The sequence below is a fragment of the Arthrobacter sp. A5 genome, from assembly GCF_051131705.1.
Classification (GTDB): Bacteria; Actinomycetota; Actinomycetes; order Actinomycetales; family Micrococcaceae; genus Arthrobacter_M.
Genome location: NZ_CP180316.1, coordinates 3793002 through 3811018 on the forward strand (window position 1 = coordinate 3793002; position 18017 = coordinate 3811018).

Consider the following 18017-nt stretch of genomic DNA (forward strand, 5'->3'; position numbering starts at 1 on the left):
GCGGGTGGGGTGACGGGGCGGGACAGGGTCTACGTGCGGGACTCTGCGGGCGTGGGATCCGCTTCGATTGACTCCAGCGGATCGGTTTCCGGTGCCCAGCGCGGCAGGAAGGACGCGGCGACGGCGGCCAGGACCATGCCGCCAGCCATGATCCACATGGTGCTGGTGAAGGCGCCCGCAAAGACTGCCGGCCTGCTGGTGCCGGTGCCGGCGTCCAGGGCGTTGAAGAAGATTGTGCCGATGATCGCCACACCGAGGGCTCCGGAGAGCTGGGTGGTGGTGTTGAATAGCCCGGACGCCGAACCGGCGCTCTTCACCGGAACTTCGGAGAGCACGAAGATTCCCACCGGGGCCACAACCATGCCAAAGCCCGCGCCCCCGAGTGCCAGCCCGGCAATGAGCTGCCACGGCGTGACACCGGCACCGGCCGCCTGGACGGTAAAGATGAGGACCACAAAGCCGGCGGCGATCACCAGCGGACCCAGCTGAAGCACCACCTTGCCAATCTTCCGGGCCAGGATCGCCGCAGAGAGGCCAGCCAGAATCGGCACCATCACGGAGAACGGGATCATGGTCAGCCCGGATTTGAGGATCGGGTAGTCCAGCCCCAGCTGCAGGAACAGGGTCTGGATCAGGAAGAAGCCGTTCATTGGAATGAAGAAGAGCATCATCAGGGCCATGCCTGCGGCGAAGGAGCGGTTCTTGAACAGCGAAACTGCCACCAGGGGTTCGCCGCCGCCGCGTTCCTCACGCCGCTGCAGGACGACGAATCCCAACAGGATCAGCACCCCGGCCGCCATCATCAAAAAGGTCCACAGTGGCCAGTCCTGCTCGCGGCCCATGGTCAGCGGGTAGAGTACGCCGAGTATTCCGGCGGCCAGCATCAGCACGCCCGGAATATCCAGCCGGTGGCGCACCGGGGCGGCGGATTCGGGGATAAACCGGATGGCGCACAGCACGGCGAAGATTCCGACCGGAACGTTCACAAAGAAGATGGTCCGCCAGCCCCAGCCAAAGAGATCCGCATCCGTCAGGACGGCCCCAAGGATCGGGCCGGACACCGCGGCGACTCCGGCAAGTGCGGAGAATCCGGCCATTGCACCGGCCCGCTCGCTTGGCTTGTACATGACCTGGATGCTGGAGAGCACCTGCGGAATCATCGCCGCCGCTGCGAAGCCCTGCAGTCCCCGGGAGGCAATCAGCATTTCAGGATTCATCGCCAGCCCGCAGAGCACGGAGGAGAGGGTGAACAGAACCAGTCCGACGACGAAGAGCCGTTTGCGCCCGTAGATGTCGCCCAGCCGCGAGCCGGTGATCAGGCCGATTGCCAGTGCCAGCGTGTAGGACGCCACCATCCACTGCAGTTCGCTGCTGTGGGCGCTCAGGGATTGTTCGATCTGGGGCAGGGCGACGTTGACAATGGTCGCGTCGAGAAGCTCCATGAAGGAAGCAAGAAAAAGCGAGATCAGGGCAAAAGACCGGGCCCGACCGGTGGGCAGCGCGCTCATTGGGCCAGCTCCGCGGGCAGCAGCCGGGTGCGCCCGCGTGCGCAGAGAAGCGCCACCGGCAGGAAAATTCGTGTCATAATTCGTGGTCCTCTGGTTTTCGTGACTCAAGATCTTTCGGTGTTTCCAATTTGTGGGCAAAGCCCTGCAGAGACTCGCGGCTCCATGTCATCGCGCCTGTCGTCAGATCGTCAATCAGTCCGTCCAACCAAGCGAGCTCCGTGCGGTTGACCTGCAGGTTCAGCTCCGCGTCCAAAAGGAACAACCGCGGAATCGTGTCCTCGACAGCGGAAATTCCCGCGCTCAGCCGCTCCACGTCGGCGCCCAACGCTGCGCGCCGGATGCGCAGATACTCTGCGGCGCTGGCAGGTTCCAGCAGCGGCAAATGTGCCAGCGCCGCCGGGAATTCCGGGTATTCGCGCCGCGGAGCGGATAGCATTTCGCCCATCCACGCTGCCGCGGCTTCGCGGCCCTCAGCGGTGATCTCATAGACGGATCGTTCCGGCCGATGCCCCTCACGAATGGTTTCCCGCACCCGGACCAGACCATCCCTGCCCAGTCTGTCGATCGTGTTGTACAGGCTGGCCCGCTGGCTGACATTGATGACCTCGTCCTTGCCTCGCTCCGCTATCAGCGCCTGCATCCGGTAGGGGTGCATGGGTGCTTCCGCCAGCAGGGCAAGAACGGCGAGGGCGATGGGCGAGCGTTTGGGCACGGACATCATGGTATTAGTCAGTTTATGATTAGACAAACTTGACTAAGACACCGCTTCCCCATCCTCATCCCCTGGTCGTGGCCCGCCGCAGGACCTCCCCCGCGCCTGAGAGCCTCCCCCATATCTGAGAGCCCCCCCGTTACCCACACATCAGAGGTGCGCTTCCTGGGGCAGTTCATCACCCACGGACCCATCATGGGCACCTCAGATATGGAGCACGCGCGGACCAGAGGCGGACCGAATATGCTAGCGATCGGCGGAGAAACCGCCGTCGGCCTTGATCAGTTGTCCGCTGACCCAGCGCCCCGCGGGCGAGAGCAGGAAAGCCGCGACGCCGGCGACGTCGACCGGCATACCGAGCCGTCCGGTCGGCTGCAATGACGTCAGCTCGGCCCGGGTAGCGTCGTCCATCCAGCCGGTGTCGACGGGTCCGGGGTTGAGCACGTTGGAGCTGATCCCCAGCGGCCCCAGCTCCCGGGCCGCGGCAATGACAATCCGGTCAAGTGCTCCCTTGGAGGCGCCGTATGGCAGGTTGTGGCCGGTATGGTCGCTGGTCAGCGCAAGTATGGCGCCGCCGTCGCCTGGTATTTGCCGGGCAAAGGCGGCGATCAGCTGCCAGCTGGCACGGGTATTGACGGCGAAATGACGGTCGAAGTTCTCGAGCGTGGTGTCCAGAATGGACGAATCGGTGGACTGGCAGTGTGAGAGCACCAGTCCACTGAGCGGTCCGACGACGGCGGCCCGTGCCATCAGCCCGTCCGCTCCGGTTGGGTCCTCAAAGTCGGCGGGAAACGAGTTGACCGTCGCACCGGACGCCTGCAGCTCGGCGGTAAGGATGCCGACGTCGTCCGGCTGGACGCCCCATGGCATCCGCGCGTCATAGTCCTGCCAATAGCTCAACAGCAGATCCCAGCCGTCCGTGGCGAGTCTGCGGGCAACGGCGGCGCCGATGCCCGCCGTGCGGCCGACGCCGGTGACCAGTGCGGTTTTCCGTTCCATACTCTCAGGCATGCAGCCAGCATAACCGCGCAGACGGACGTCCCTTAATCCGCCCCATCGAACATCTGAGGTGCTCTTTCAGCGGCCGATTCCGCCATTCTGCTCCGCCGCGGGCTCCTCGGAGCCGGAGGGGTGGCAGTCCAGCCGCCGACAGAGGGCACCGGGCGCCTGGCGAGCGCCGTCCCCCGCCATCGTTGTCGGGGTCACGGGGTAGGTTGGAAGACAGTCACGAACCCCGGCGAAAGGGTCTTCCATGAGCACAGCTCCAGTCTCCCGCAACAGACCGCGCGAACGAAAGCCCCTGGCCGTCACCAATGCCCATGTGGTCCCCATCGACGGGGAGCCATTCGAGGGGACTGTGGTGATCACGGGCGGCCGGATTTCCGCGCTGGGGCCGAAGGTGAAGATTCCCGCCGGAGCCGAGGTTCTGGATGCCGAAGGCGCCTGGCTGCTGCCCGGATTCATCGACGCTCACGTTCACCTGGGCATGCATCCGGAGGGCGAGGTAGGCTCCACCAGCGACGTCAACGAGATGACAGACCCGAACATGGCTGCGGTCCGCGCCATTGACGCCGTCGACCCCTTTGACCCCGGATTTGATGATGCGCTGGCCGGCGGCATCACCTCCGTCAACATCAATCCCGGTTCCGGGAACCCGATCGGCGGCCTGGCCGTGGCGCTGCACACGCATGGACGCTACATCGAGGAGATGGTGCTCCGCTCCCCCAGCGGACTCAAATCCGCGCTGGGCGAGAACCCGAAGACCGTTTACGGGGACAAAAAACAGACGCCGTCCACCCGGCTGGGCACCGCGATGGTGATCCGCAAGGCCTTCATCGACGCGCAGAATTACATGGCCAAGGCGGACAAGAACGCCCGCGACCCCCAGTTGGACGCGTTGGCCATGGTGCTGCGCAGGGAAATCCCCTGGCGTCAGCATTGCCACCGGGCCGATGACATTGCCACGGCGCTGCGGCTGGCTGACGAATTCGGCTACGAGCTGGTGCTGGACCACGGGACGGAGGCGCATGTGCTGGCCGATGTGCTGGCAGAGCGGGGCATCCCGGTGCTGATCGGGCCGCTGTTCACCACCAAATCCAAGGTGGAACTGCGCGGGCGCTCGCTGGCGAACCCGGGCAAGCTGGCCGCAGCCGGCGTCGAGATCTCCATCATCACCGACCACCCGGTTGTGCCGGTCAACTTCCTGGTGCACCAGTGCACGCTGGCAGTCAAGGAAGGGCTGGACCGGCAGACGGCGCTGCGGGCCATCACCATCAACCCGGCCAAGGTGCTGGGGCTGGCGGACCGGATCGGCTCGCTGACGCAGGGCAAGGATGCGGATCTGGTGCTGTGGAGCGGCGACCCGCTCGACGTTATGCAGCGGGCGCTGAGGGTTTGGATCGGTGGGAAGCAGGTCTACAAGTACGACGGCGAAACCCGGCAGGGAGCGGTCGCTCCCCGCTAGCCCTCCCCGCTAGCCCGAAGTTACGTGGACCTTTCGCTCTGATTCCTTGAGTTTCCTGGCGAAAGGTCCATTTTCGGCCAATAACTGTAGACAGAATATTCGGCATGTCGTTACCGGTGCTGACCACACACGGGTGTAGTTTGTTGGTACGAGTCAGCAGGAGAAGCCGGTTCACGTAGTCAGAGTGAGGAAGTCCCACACTGACAAGCACGGCCTGGAACGCGATTACCGTTCGGCTTATCTGCGCCGCAGCTTCCGGGAGGGCGGGAAGGTCCGCAACGAGACGGTGGCGAACCTCTCGGCCCTGCCCGACCACGTCGTAGACCTGATCGAGGCCGGACTCAAGGGCCAGCACCTGGTCCCGGCCGATGCCGCGGCCACGATCCTGCGCTCCCGCCCGCACGGGCACGTCGCCGCGGTCACCGCGCAGGCGAAGGCCCTCGGGTTGCCGGCCCTGCTCGGGCCCGCCTGCCCGCAGCGGGACCTGGCCCTGGCTTTGGTGATCGCCCGGGTCTGCCGGCCCGGCTCGAAACTGGCCACCACACGATGGTGGGCCGACACCACCCTGGCCGTGGACCTCGGCCTCACCGCAGCCGGCACCGACGAGGTCTACGCCGCGATGGACTGGCTCGAGACCCGGCAGGAGAGCATCGAAAAGGCCCTGGCCAAAAAACACCTGTCCCCGGGGGCGAACCCGGACCGGCTGGCCCTGTTCGACCTGTCCTCCTCCTGGGTCACCGGGCACCACTGCCCGCTGGCCGCACGGGGCTACTCCCGGGACGGGAAGAAGGGACTGCCGCAGATCGAATACGGCCTGCTCACCGACCCGGAAGGCCGTCCCGTCTCCGTCCGGGTCGTGCCGGGGAACACGGCGGACCCGACCGCTTTCGAGGCCCTCGCGAAGGACCTCAAAACCCGGTATGGACTCCAGGAGATGGTCATGGTCGGGGACCGCGGCATGATCACCAGTGCCCGCATCGAGGCGCTGAAGGAACTCGGCGGCCTCGGCTGGGTCACCGCGCTGCGGGCCCCGGCGATCCAGGCGCCGGCCGCCGACGACGGGCCCCTGCAGATGTCCCTGTTCGATGAAACGAACCTGGCCGAGATCAGCCACCCGGACTATCCCGGCGAACGGCTGATCGCCTGCCGCAACCCCGCCCTCGCGGCCGAACGCTCACGCAAACGCGGCGACCTGCTCGCCGCAACCGATAAGGAACTGGCCAAAATCACCGCCGCCACCCAAGCGGGCAGGCTCAAGGACGCCGGGCGCATCGGGATCCGCGCCGGGAAAGTCGTCGGGAAATACAACATGGAAAAGCACTACAAACTCGACATCACCGATACCTCCTTCACCTACGCCCGCAACGAGGAGAACATCGCCGCCGAGGCGGCCCTGGACGGGATCTACATCATCCGCACCACCATCCCCGACAAGCAGATGGACGCCGCCAAAGTCGTGGCAACGTATAAGTCCCTGGCCAACGTCGAACGTGACTTCCGCTCCATCAAGGCCATCGACCTGGCCCTGCGCCCGATCCACCACCACACCGAAACCCGGGTCCGGGCGCACGTGTTCATCTGCATGCTCGCCGCCTACCTCACCTGGCACCTCCGCAAAGCGTGGGCGCCGCTGACCTTCACCGACGAACACCGCCCCGAACCGGCCGACCCCGTCGCCCCCGCACAACGCTCCACCGCCGCGCAGACCAAAGCCAGCCGGCGGACCACCGCCGACGGGGCCCCTGCCTACAGTTTCCGGGCCCTGCTCGAACACCTCGCCACCCTGACCCGCAACGACATCCGTTACGGCACCGACACCACGATGCCCGCAGTCCCGACGCTCGCGGCGCCCACACCCATCCAGCGCCGTGCCTTCGAACTCATCGGCCAAACCCTCCCGCTGAACCTGAAGTAGACAGAAGGAAGAAACCCCAAAACCACGAAATCCCCGCCGGAAGTCAAGGACGGCGGGGATTTCCCACGTCACCACCCACGTAACTTCGGGCTAGCGGGACTGACTTGGCGCCCGGAACGGCGGCGGTCCCATCGAACGGCTTCCAGCACCATGGTGGCTGAGATCGTTGCCAGTCCGACGGCGAACGTCTGGACGGCGACAGGCTGGAACATCGCTCCCTTGACGCTCCGCCAGCTCCCGGTCCTGCACTGCTTCCGGGCCGTGGACTTCTACAATCCGGACGGGGCCTTCGCTGGGACCGTAGCACCGCGGGAGGGAGTCGCCCGGATCCGGTTGTTGACTTCGCGCGTCATGAGATTCCATGGATTCCCCTCCATCGCGTCTTTGCATTAACCACGTTGCTGAACCCTTACCGCCGTCGGCACGCCGGCAACCAGACCTGGCGGCGACTGCTGCAAGAGCGGGCAGAAACCTGAATACGGCACAAAAGCGCCCCGATTCTCATGGAACCGGGGCGCTTTCGACGGGCGGGACACTTTTATCCACCGCTGCGTCCGTGGTGATGGTTACGGCCGCGGCGATGCCGCATTGCCTGCTAAGCGGGAAGCTGCAGGACCTGGCCTGTCATGATGAGGTCCGGATGGATGATCGTGCCGGTATTGGCGCTGTACAGGGCCTCCCAGTCGCCGGCCAGGCCCACCTTTTCTGCAATGGTGCTAAGCGTGTCGCCGGAGGCCACAGTGTAGGTTTCCCCGCTCAGCGCAACCGGAACCTGGACCACGGGAGCCACGGGAGCCACGGGGGCCACGGGGGCCACCGGAGCCTGGGCAATGGGGGCCTCGGCTACGGACTGCACGGTGACCGGTGCAACGGGCTGGGCCTGAACCGGCGCAGGTGCCGGAACCGCCGCCGGCGCGCCGCCGCCACCCGAGAGACCTAACTTGGCGGAGCAGCCGGGCCAAGCGCCCCAGCCCTGGCCGGCCTGAACGCGTTCGGCCACGGCAATCTGCTGAGCCTTGGACGCGTTCTCGGGTGCACCCGTTCCGCCGTAGGCAGCCCAGGTGCTCGGCGTGAACTGCAGGCCGCCGGAGAAGCCGTTCCCAGTGTTAATGCTCCAATTGCCGCCGCTTTCACACTGGGCCAGCGCATCCCAGGTACTCTCCGGCGCCGCTTGGGCAGCCGTTCCGGAAATAGCCAGGCCTGCACCGGCGATTGCTGCAACTGCGACGCCACGGCGCACATTGCGGCCAAATTTAGTGTTCTTCATAAGTGGTGCTCCGAAGGCCACCTGCACTCCGCCCGTCCCCGGACTTCTTCGCGTCGCCGTCGAGCCTGTTGGTATGGAGGTTACTTCCGGTGCCTGCCGTCATGACGGCGTGCGGTGTAGGGCAGACCCGGGCGTTTTCTTGGCGCACCTCGTGGTGCCGCCGTCCCCGAAGGGCTTCTTCCACGGTAAAGCACCCCGGGGCCGATGCCAAATCGATACAAAAATGACCAGATTGTTATATTCTCGTGACGAAACCGGCTACTGGATGATCTAGGGAGCTCCCTCACGCCAAGTGCCCATCCGTGCGCCAGTCGACAATCAGCGTGCACCGTGCGGTCCCCAGGCATCCAATCGACGCCTGCTGCCCACCGCGCCGGGCCCCGCATCCCTTCATGGACACGAGGCTTTCGACGCAATGGGTGCAGAATGTGGCGGCTAATATCCCTTTCGAATGGGTCGTCATCGTCGGGCGGCAGGCTAGGCAGGTCGCCCCGTATTGGCGTCCATCTGGGGCTTCTGGCGGCTTTGGCCGTGGTCAGACATGGGTGGCGATGCGCGCCCTCCGCGCGTACCGGCGCTCGGTCTGACCCCCGCCCCGTCCATACCCATCGATATCGATACAGGAGGCGGCTCAGAGCAGGTTGAGGGCCTGCTCCAAATCCGCCAGCAGATCCTCAATATCCTCGATGCCGACGGAGAGCCGGATCAGGTTCTCCGGGACGGCCAGCTCGGTGCCCTTGACCGAGGCGTGCGTCATCTCCGACGGATAGTTCATCAGCGACTCGATCCCGCCCAGCGACTCGGCCAGCGTAAACACCCGCGTGGACTCGGCCACGGTGCGTGCCGCAGCCTCCCCGCCGGCAAACTGCACGGAAATCATGCCGCCGAACTTCCGCATTTGGCCTGCCGCCAGCTGGTGCCCGGGATGATCGGGCAGACCCGGGTACAGCACGCGCTCCACCTCGGGTCGGGTCAGCAGCCACTCGGCAATCCGCTGCGCGTTCTCGCAGTGCCGGTCCATCCGCACGCCAAGCGTCTTCAGCCCGCGGGTGGTCAGCCAGGCCTCCATCGGCGCGGACACGGCGCCGACGGCGAACTGCACGAAGCCGATTTTCTCCGCCAGAGCCGCGTCATTGAGCACCACGGCACCGCCACTGGCATCCGAATGGCCGCCGATGTACTTGGTGGTGGAATGCACGACGACGTCAGCTCCCAAAGCGAGCGGGGTCTGCAGGTACGGGGAGGCGAAGGTGTTGTCCACCACCAGCACCGCCCCGGCCTCGTCCGCGATCCGTGCCAGCACGGCGATATCGGTGATCTTCATCATCGGGTTGGAGGGCGTCTCGACCCAGATCATCTTGGTCTTGCCGTCGCGGCCGCCGGCCCCGACGGCAGCCCGAACCGCGTCGTGGTCGGACATGTCCACGGCTGCGTTGCTGATCCCCCACACGGACAGCACCTTGTTGATCAGCCGGTAGGTTCCGCCGTAGACGTCGTTGCCGAGCACAATATGGTCCCCCGGCACCAACGCGGCCCGGATCAGCGCATCCTCGGCGGCGAGCCCGGACGCGAAGCTGAACGCATGCTCCCCACCCTCCAGCGCCGCGAGCTGCGTCTGCAGCGAGTCCCGCGTCGGGTTGGTGCCGCGGCCATATTCGTAGCCATTGCGCAGCACGCCAATGCCGTCCTGCGCGAAAGTCGAGGTCTGGTACAGCGGCGGCACGACGGCACCCGTCGTGGCGTCCGGCTCCTGGCCGGCGTGCACGGCGCGGGTATTAAATCCTTGACTCATCTTCGTTCCTGCCTTAGTCGTTGAGGTAGTTCAGCAGATCATGCCGCGTCAGCACGCCAACCGGCGCACCGACAAAGGTCACCATCAGCGCGTCCACGTCCTGCAGTTTGCTGCGCGCGGCGGAAATCGGCTCCAGTGAACCGATGATCGGCAGCGCCGGCTGCATGTGTTCGGTGATCTTGTCCGTCAGTTTGGCCTCGCCGCGGAACAGCTTGCCGGTGAGGGTCCGCTCGTCCACGGCCCCGATCACCTCACCCATCACCACCGGCGGCTCCTGCGTCAGCACCGGGATCTGCGAGACACCGTATTCGCTCATCAGGTTGATCACGTCGCGGACGGTTTCGTTGGGGTGGATGTGCACCAGCGCCGGCAACTGCCCGTTCTTGCTCCGCAGCACCTCACCGATCGCCGGCTCCTCGTGGATCTTGAGGAAGCCGTACGACTGCATCCACTTGTCGTTGAAGATTTTAGCCAGGTAGCCGCGGCCGCTGTCCGGCAGCAGAACGACGACGACGTCATCGGGTCCCAGCCCCTTTGCGGCTTCCAGCGCGGCCACCACCGCCATGCCACTGGAGCCGCCGACCAGCAAACCCTCTTCGCGGGCAAGCCGTCGCGTCATGGCGAAGCTGTCGGCGTCCGAAACCGCAATGATTTCGTGCGGGACCGCCGGATCATAGGACGCCGGCCAGATGTCCTCACCGACTCCCTCCACCAAATATGGGCGCCCGCTTCCGCCCGAGTAGACCGAGCCTTCCGGGTCCGCCCCGATGATCCGGACCTCGCCGCCGTCGTGCTCTGCGCGGTCCGCCGAGACCTCGCGCAGATAGCGGCCGGCGCCGGTAATGGTTCCTCCCGTGCCCACGCCGGCGACAAAGTGCGTTACCTTGCCGTCGGTGTCCCGCCAGATCTCAGGGCCCGTGGTCTCGTAGTGACTCAGCGGGCCGTTCCGGTTGGAGAACTGATCCGGCTTGTAGGCCCCCGGAATCTCGCGGACCAGCCGGTCGGAGACGCCGTAGTAGGACTGCGGGCTGTCCGCGGCCACCGCCGTCGGGGTCACCACAACCTCGGCGCCGTAGGCCTGAAGCACCGCGCGCTTGTCCTCACCCACCTTGTCGGGGACCACGAAAACGCAGTTGTAGCCGCGCTGCTGGGCGACCATCGCCATGGCCACGCCGGTGTTGCCGGAGGTCGGCTCGACGACGGTCCCGCCCGGGGCAATCCGGCCCTCCTTGGCGGCTTCGTCAAGCATCTTCACCGCGATCCGGTCCTTCGCGGAGCCGCCCGGGTTCATGTATTCCAGCTTGACCAGGATGGTGGCGGCAAGGCCTTCGGTGATTTTGTTCAGCCTGACCAGGGGCGTGTTGCCGATCAGGTCCAGGACGGAGTTGGCGTACTTCATACTCCAAGGTTATGGGCTGGTCAACCGCAGGGCTAACCGGACAGGGCTTTGGCGCCTTTCGCACCGGCCAGCTCGGCGTCCTCCTCCGAGACGCCGGGGAACCCCGGCATGAATCGCCGGTAGGTGGTCACAGTTTGACGCCGGCAGCAGGCTTCACCTCGAGCGGCGGTCGACAGCGGCAAGAAGAGCCGCGCCAAGCTCCGCCGGCCTCGTGAATTGGGGCCAGTGCCCGGTGGGCAGATCCACGTATTCCACTTCACGGATGCGTGCGAGCTCCGCCACGTAAGGGTGGCCGGCCTCGATCCGCTCGGCGAGCACGGCGGACGGGAACTCGCATGCGATGACAGTGGCTGGGACGTCATAGCGGCGCTCGTCGTGGAGGTGCTGTTGGTCGGAGGTGACAAGCCTGGGCTCCGGGACGGCGCGTGCGCGGAACATGGCCCGCAGCCCGTCGTCCAGGTCGGTGAGGTCGGCCTCCTCGAAGCCGTCCCACGGCGGCAGCGGCACGTCATCCCCCTCGACCGGGAGCGAGTCATTGATGGCTGCGCCCTCGCCGAGCGGACCGCTGTCCACGTACACAGCGCGGGCCACACGGTCGGGGCGCGCGTCGACGACGCCGTGGATGACGGCGCCACCGCCGGAGTGGCCGACGAGGACCACCGGCCCGTCGATGGCGTCGACCTTCGCCACGACCGCGTCGATGTGATCGCGCAGGCCGATCCCGGCCCGCGGTGCATCCACCGCCTCCAGCCCGGGCAACGTGAGCGGATGGACTTGGTGGCCCGCCGCGACGAGCGCCGGGGTGACCTCCGACCACGACGAGGCGTCCAACCAGAAACCGGGAACCAGGATGATGTCCATGACGAGACTCTACCCTCTGGGTACCTTGGACCTCCGGGCGCAATCTGACCCCGCTCCGTGTTCTGCCCACCTTTGGGGACGACACTCCGGCAATCCGGATGACCCGCCGAAATTTCCGACGCAATTTCCCAAAACGTGGCCAGAATTCAGAGTCCGAGCCGCTCGGCGGATTTGGTCCGGGCGCCCCCGGGTCAGATCAGCGCAGCCGAGAGGCGGTTCGGGGTGCCGAACCGATGTGCGGTGATGCTGACGGCCTGCTCGCGCAGGAACGGCAGGAGCTCGATCCGGCCGGCGGGCGTCACAGGACCGGGATAAATGGCCACGTCCGGACGCCCCCCGGTGGCGGCGCTCAGGGCCGCGCTGTCGCCGCCGATGAGCCTGATCCGGCCGGCGCCGAGCCGTGCCGCACGGGCCAGCCAGACGGAGTCGTCCTCTATGCGCACGGTAAGGTGCTCAGCCGCCAGTTCTGTCAGGGCGGACGTCACGGAAACAGGAAGCTCGACGGCGCTGGAGACCGTGAGCTTCGATCCGGCCAGCAGGCCGGCGGCCAGCACTCGGAGCAGGGACACCAGCGGCTCCCCCTCGGACAGCCTGACCGTGACAGGGATCGGGCGGTAGCGGAAGATGTTGCGTTCCGCGCTGAGCTGGGAGACATCCTTGCTGGTGCCGAACTCCTCGCCCCAGGCCGCCGCATCACTGCGCAAGGCCAGGGCCAGCGCGGCGGCCTCCTCCGTGGAAAGGGCGCTGCCGGCGGCCCTGGCGGCCGCGGACAGTTTCGTGCTGACAGGAGGCAGATCGGCGACAGCCGTCAGAGCCCCAGCCGCCTCTTTGGACCCGGGCTCAAGCTCGGCCGGAACCCAGCTGCCCAGACCGATCAAGTAGTTCGGGCCACCGGCCTTGCCGCCGGCACCGACGGCCGACTTCTTCCAGCCGCCGAAGGGCTGGCGCCGGACAATGGCACCAGTGATCCCGCGGTTCACGTAAAGGTTACCGGCCTCGATGGTGTCCAGCCACACGCCAATTTCCGCCGAATCCAGCGAATGCAGCCCGGAGGTAAGGCCGTACTCAATCTGGTTCGCCATCGCGATGGCCTCTTCGAGCGTGGCGGCGGTCATTACGCCCAACACCGGGCCGAAGAATTCGGTCAGGTGGAAGTAGGAGCCGCGCCGCACGCCGGAGCGCACGCCAGGGGACCACAACCGGCCGGTTTCATCGAGCTGTCCCGGCTTCACGGCCCAGCTCTCACCTTTGCCCAGTGTGGTCAGCGCATTGAGCAGTTTCCCATTCGCGGGCTCAATGATCGGGCCCATCTGCACGGTGGCGTCGGCGGGGTAGCCCACCTTCAGCGACCGGACTGCGTCGACCAGCTGATGATGGAAGCGCTTGGAGGTTGCCACGCTGCCGACCAGGATTACCAGCGAGGCCGCGGAGCATTTCTGCCCGGCGTGCCCGAAGGCGGAGTGGACAACGTCCTTGGCCGCGAGATCCAGATCCGCGCTCGGCGTGACGATAATGGCGTTCTTGCCCGAGGTCTCAGCCAGCAGCGGCAGATCCGGGCGGAAACTCCGGAACAGCTCGGCGGTTTCGTAACCGCCGGTCAGGATCACGCGGTCCACGCTGGGATGCGCCACCAGCTGCTGCCCCAGTTCGCGCTCACCCAGCTGCACCAGCGCCAGCACGTCGCGGGGCACTCCCGCTTCCCATAGCGCCTCCACCATGACGGCGCCGGAACGCCGGGCCTGGGTGGCGGGCTTAATAACGACGGCGGACCCGGCGGCGAGCGCTGCCAGCGTCGAGCCGGCGGGGATGGCCACCGGGAAGTTCCACGGCGGCGTCACCACGGTGACCTTCGCCGGAACGAAGGTGGCGCCGTCGACCATGTCCAGTTCCTTGGCGCGCTCGGCGTAGAAATGCGCAAAGTCTATGGCCTCGCTGACCTCCGGGTCGCCCTGGTCAATGGTTTTTCCCGTCTCCGCGGCCATTACCTCGATCAAGCCAGCACGGCGGGCCTCCAGCGCATCTCCCGCGCGGTGCAGGACGGCGGCGCGCTCGGCACCGCTGAGCGCCCCCCACGCCTTGCCCTTCTGCACCGCGGTCTCGATCACGGTGTCAAGGGTCTGCGCGTCGGTGATGGTCGCGGCCTGCACCGTCGCCTTGCCCAGCGTGGAGGACGCGACGCGGTCCAGGATGGCCCGGCCCCAGGCCCGGTTGGCCGGCAGCGCCGGATCCGTGTCCGGGGTGTTCCCGAAACCGTCCGCCGGCGCGGGGCTGGCCGGCCGGTTACGGTCCTGGCTGCGGTTCGGCGCCGGCACGGCGTCGTCGAGGCTGGCCAGCGAGTCGAGGAAGCGCTGCTTCTCGCGCTCGAACAGGGCCTCATTGTCGGCGAGTTCAAAGACCGCGGACATGAAGTTGTCCTGGCTGGCGCCCTCTTCCAGACGGCGGATCAGGTAGGCGATGGCGACGTCGAACTCCACCGGGTGTACCACCGGGGTGTACAGCAGCAAACGGCCCACATCCTTGCGCACCACCTCGGCCTGTCCGGTGGCCATGCCGAGCAGCATTTCAAACTCGATTCCCGCAGTCACCCCGCGCCGCTGGGCCAGCAGCCAGGCAAAGGCAACGTCAAAGAGATTGTGGCCGGCGACGCCGATCCGGACGGCATCAATGCGCTCCGGCGTCAGCGCATAGTTGATGACGCGCTTATAGTTCGTGTCCGAATCCTGCTTACTGCCCCAGGTGGCCAGCGGCCAGTCATGGATGGACGCTTCGACCTGTTCCATCGGCAGGTTGGCGCCCTTCACGACGCGGACCTTGATGGGAGCGCCGCCCTGAGCGCGCCGGGCGGTGGCCCATTCCTGCAGCTGCATCATGGCGCCGAGCGCATCCGGCAGGTAGGCCTGGAGTACAATGCCGGCTTCCAGGTTTTTGAATTCCGGCTGGTCCAGAATGCGGGTGAAGACCGCAATTGTCAGACTTAGATCCTTGTACTCCTCCATGTCCAGGTTGATGAACTTGGGCTTCGGGAAGGAGGCCGCAAGGCGGTACAACGGAGTCAGCGTGTCCACCACATGCTCCACCGCCTCGTCAAAGCCCCAGAGCGAGTGCGGGGCCACGGTGGACGATTCCTTGATGGAAACGTAGTCCACGTCGGGCCGGGCCAACAGTTTCCGGGTGCCCTCCAGCCGCCGCTGCGCCTCGTGCCCGCCAAGCACGGCCTCGCCCAGAAGGTTGACGTTCAGATCCACGCCGTCCTTACGGATCCCGGCGATGGCCGGGCCCAGCTTGGCGTCGGTGGCATCCACGATCAGATGTCCCACCATCTCGCGCAGCACCCGGCGGGCGATCGGGATGACCAACTGCGGCATCACCGGAGCCATCACCCCGCCGAGGCGGACGGCGCCGCGCATGTACCAGGGCAGGAAGGCCGGAACTTTCGGCGCCAGGGCCGCCAGGTTACGTCCAGCCACGGCGGGATCTTCGGGCCGGATCACGCCGTCCACGAAGCCGACGGTGAAGTCCAGCCCGTTCGGGTCCTTGAGGACGCCGGCGAGCCGGCTGGCGGAGACGTCCACCGGCACCTTTGCGGCGTCGGTCAGCCAACGTCGTACGACGGCGACCGTTTCATCCGCGAGTTCCTGCGGGTCTGCGGCGGAACTGCCCGCTCGGAAGCCCGCGGTGTTCGAGGAGGGCACGGCGGCTTCCTGGGTTGAGCTGGTCATAGCGGGAATCGGATCCTTCTGCTGGTGTCTTTAGGTGCTCGTTCCTCCAGTATGTGACTAGTATCAAATCAGGAAAAGCGATCTTTTCTAATCAATAATCATTAGCCTCTTCGATGGATTGAGAACAACGATGCTCGACGTGCGCCGCCTGCGTCTGCTCCGCGAGCTGAAGATCAGGGGAACCCTCGCAGGGGTCGCGGAGGCGCTGAACTTCAGTCCGTCTTCGGTCTCACAACAGCTGGCCCTTCTGGAGAAGGAAGCCGGCGTCCAGCTGCTTCGAAAATCGGGGCGCCGTGTGCAGCTGACGCCGCAGGCACAAATCCTGATCGACCACACATCCGAACTGCTCGAAACCCTGGAACGCGCGGAAGCGGATCTGGCGGCATCAGTGACTAACGTGACCGGAACCGTCCGGCTGGCCGTTTTTCAATCCGCGGCGCTGGCGCTGATGCCGGATGCGCTGACCATCATGCGGCACGAATATCCGGACGTCCGGATCGAAATGACGCAGAAGGAGCCGGAGACGGCCCTCTACGAAACATGGGCCAGGGACTTCGATCTGGTGATCGCGGAGCAGTATCCCGGCCATGCCGCCCCCCGGTACCCCGAGCTCGACCGCGTCACCCTCACCAGTGACGCCATCCGCCTCGCCACGCCGCCGTCGGCACCGGGCGGTGAGGCGATCGGCTCCCTCGCGGACACGGCGCCGCTCCCCTGGGTGATGGAGCCGCGCGGCGCAGCCTCCCGCCATTGGGCCGAGCAGGCCTGTCGGCAGGCGGGATTCGAGCCGGACGTCCGTTACGAGACTGCCGACCTGCAGGCCCAGATCCGTCTGATCGAGTCCGGCAACGCCGTCGCCCTGATGCCCGATCTGGTTTGGACGGGGCGCAAGACGACGGTCCGGCTGCTTGAGCTTCCCGGTCAGCCGCGCCGCACCGTGTTCACGTCGGCCCGCAGTGCCAGCCGGCGCCGGCCGGCCATCCTGGCGTGCCGCGAGGTTCTGAAGCGTGCCGCGGAGCTCACCGGAGCCGGGGCGCGGTGAAATGGTGACGTGGTGACGATCCCGCGCAATGTGGCCATCCCCGCCGTCGTATTTCTGGCCGGTGCGGGCTGCCTCGCCTCCGGCGCGCTGCCGTGGCCGGATTTCCTGGCACTGGCCGGACGGACCGTGCCGATCCTGCTTTTCGTTACGGCAATGACGCTGGTGACCGAGCTGGCCGACGCGGCCGGCGTCTTCCGCGCGCTCACCGGGTGGATTGCCCTGCGTGGGCTGAACAGCGGCGGCCGGGGCAGGGTGCTGGTGCTGTGGCTCTTCGTCGTCCTTCTCTCCACCCTGAGCACGGTGTTCCTCTCCCTCGATTCCACGGCCGTGCTGGTGACTCCGGTGGTGGTGCTGCTGGCCATTCATGCCAAGATCCCGCCGCTGCCCTTCGCGCTAACCACCATCTGGCTGGCCAATACCGGCTCCCTGTTGTTGCCGGTTTCCAATCTGACCAACCTGCTGGCGCAGCACCAGCTGGATACCTCGCCGGTGCGTTTTGCCGCCCTGGTCTGGGCGCCGTCCGTTGTCGGCGTCCTGCTTCCGGTCCTCATACTGTGGCTGATTTTTCGCCGGGACCTGCGCGGCAGATACCGTCCGCTGGCCCGAGCGACGGACGCCGACCGCCCGCTGCTGGTCACGGCCGGTGCGATCGTGCTGCTGCTGCTGCCCGCACTCGTTTCCGGCGTCCCGGTGTTCATCCCGTCCGGTATCGCCGCGCTCTTCCTGCTGGCCCTCTTCTTCGTTCGCCGGCACGCCGCCGTGCGCTGGAGCATGGTGCCGTGGCGACCGCTGCTGCTGACCATCGGGCTGTTTATGGTGGTGCAGACCCTGCACACGCATGGCCTGGCCGCGCTGCTGGCGCAGGTGTCCGGTCACGGGGACGGCTTCACGTCCCTGCTCCGTCTCAGCGGAATCGGGGCCTTGGCGGCGAACGGCGTCAACAATCTTCCTGCCTATCTGGCACTGGAGCCGGTGGCGGGTTCACCCGTCCGGCTGGCCGCCCTGCTGATCGGCGTCAACATGGGGCCACTCGTTTCGCCGTGGGCCTCGCTGGCCACGCTGCTCTGGCACGAACGCCTCAAATCCCTGGGGCTCAGCATCTCCTGGGGCGGGTTCGCCCTCGCTGGCCTGGCCGCCGTCGTCGTCGTCGTTCCACTGGCGGTCCTCTCGCTCTGGCTCAGCGCCGGCCTGCCTGCCTGAACGGCCCGTCCAGCCCCCTGGCCTTCACACCCGTTCATCGCAAACTCCGCCTGCGACCGCGACGCCCCTCGCTGTTAAGGCCTTTATCCCGAAGGGAAAGTGCCGCAGGACGCACGGCGGAAATCGCCGCTGCCCGGC

Annotated in this window: 12 protein-coding genes; 4 read left to right on the top strand and 8 right to left on the bottom strand. The window is 66.5% G+C overall.

Annotated features, from left to right (window positions below; translation table 11 throughout):
• Positions 1–29: 29 nt before the first annotated feature.
• From ACLLJI_RS17990 to ACLLJI_RS18000, 3 genes are all read right to left on the bottom strand, one after another.
• Entirely contained in the window at positions 30–1508 is a 1479-nt protein-coding gene (locus ACLLJI_RS17990) for a DHA2 family efflux MFS transporter permease subunit (RefSeq protein WP_434615141.1), read from the bottom strand.
• A 73-nt stretch (positions 1509–1581) separates the two neighbouring features.
• Entirely contained in the window at positions 1582–2229 is a 648-nt protein-coding gene (locus tag ACLLJI_RS17995) for a PadR family transcriptional regulator (RefSeq protein WP_434615144.1), read from the bottom strand.
• A 237-nt stretch (positions 2230–2466) separates the two neighbouring features.
• Positions 2467–3231: an SDR family oxidoreductase gene (locus ACLLJI_RS18000; RefSeq protein ID WP_434615147.1), complete on the bottom strand. Its 765-nt coding sequence runs from the start codon at positions 3229–3231 to the stop codon at positions 2467–2469.
• A 241-nt stretch (positions 3232–3472) separates the two neighbouring features.
• Between ACLLJI_RS18000 and ACLLJI_RS18005 the strand changes: the two genes are divergently transcribed.
• Together ACLLJI_RS18005 and ACLLJI_RS18010 are read left to right on the top strand one after the other, a co-directional pair.
• Positions 3473–4684: an amidohydrolase gene (locus tag ACLLJI_RS18005; protein WP_434615150.1), complete on the top strand. Its 1212-nt coding sequence runs from the start codon at positions 3473–3475 to the stop codon at positions 4682–4684.
• 184 nt (positions 4685–4868) lie between these two features.
• Complete coding sequence (locus ACLLJI_RS18010) at positions 4869–6599, top strand: IS1634 family transposase (protein WP_434615153.1); 1731 nt, start codon at positions 4869–4871, stop codon at positions 6597–6599.
• 595 nt (positions 6600–7194) lie between these two features.
• On the opposite strand, the gene ACLLJI_RS18015 is transcribed toward ACLLJI_RS18010, so the two are convergent.
• The 5 genes from ACLLJI_RS18015 to ACLLJI_RS18035 all read right to left on the bottom strand — a co-directional run bounded on the left by ACLLJI_RS18015 (position 7195) and on the right by ACLLJI_RS18035 (position 15637).
• Entirely contained in the window at positions 7195–7866 is a 672-nt protein-coding gene (locus tag ACLLJI_RS18015; protein WP_434615156.1) for a transglycosylase family protein, read from the bottom strand.
• A gap of 631 nt (positions 7867–8497) precedes the next feature.
• Positions 8498–9658 (bottom strand): cystathionine gamma-synthase, encoded by a 1161-nt coding sequence (locus tag ACLLJI_RS18020; protein ID WP_434615159.1) that lies wholly within the window; start codon positions 9656–9658, stop codon positions 8498–8500.
• A 13-nt stretch (positions 9659–9671) separates the two neighbouring features.
• Positions 9672–11057 (bottom strand): cystathionine beta-synthase, encoded by a 1386-nt coding sequence (locus ACLLJI_RS18025; protein ID WP_283558876.1) that lies wholly within the window; start codon positions 11055–11057, stop codon positions 9672–9674.
• Positions 11058–11210: 153 nt separating this feature from the next.
• A complete protein-coding gene (locus tag ACLLJI_RS18030; protein ID WP_434615162.1) occupies positions 11211–11918 on the bottom strand; it encodes an alpha/beta fold hydrolase in 708 nt (235 codons plus the stop codon).
• Positions 11919–12109: 191 nt separating this feature from the next.
• Positions 12110–15637 (bottom strand): bifunctional proline dehydrogenase/L-glutamate gamma-semialdehyde dehydrogenase, encoded by a 3528-nt coding sequence (locus ACLLJI_RS18035; RefSeq protein ID WP_434615165.1) that lies wholly within the window; start codon positions 15635–15637, stop codon positions 12110–12112.
• Between the two features lie 130 nt (positions 15638–15767).
• Here ACLLJI_RS18035 and ACLLJI_RS18040 point away from each other — a divergent pair, with 130 nt between their 5' ends.
• Together ACLLJI_RS18040 and ACLLJI_RS18045 are read left to right on the top strand one after the other, a co-directional pair.
• The gene (locus ACLLJI_RS18040; protein ID WP_434621645.1) at positions 15768–16679 is read left to right on the top strand and encodes a LysR substrate-binding domain-containing protein; all 912 of its coding nucleotides are present in this window, start codon (positions 15768–15770) and stop codon (positions 16677–16679) included.
• A 9-nt stretch (positions 16680–16688) separates the two neighbouring features.
• Positions 16689–17879 (top strand): SLC13 family permease, encoded by a 1191-nt coding sequence (locus ACLLJI_RS18045; RefSeq protein ID WP_434615168.1) that lies wholly within the window; start codon positions 16689–16691, stop codon positions 17877–17879.
• The last annotated feature ends 138 nt before the right edge of the window (positions 17880–18017 follow it).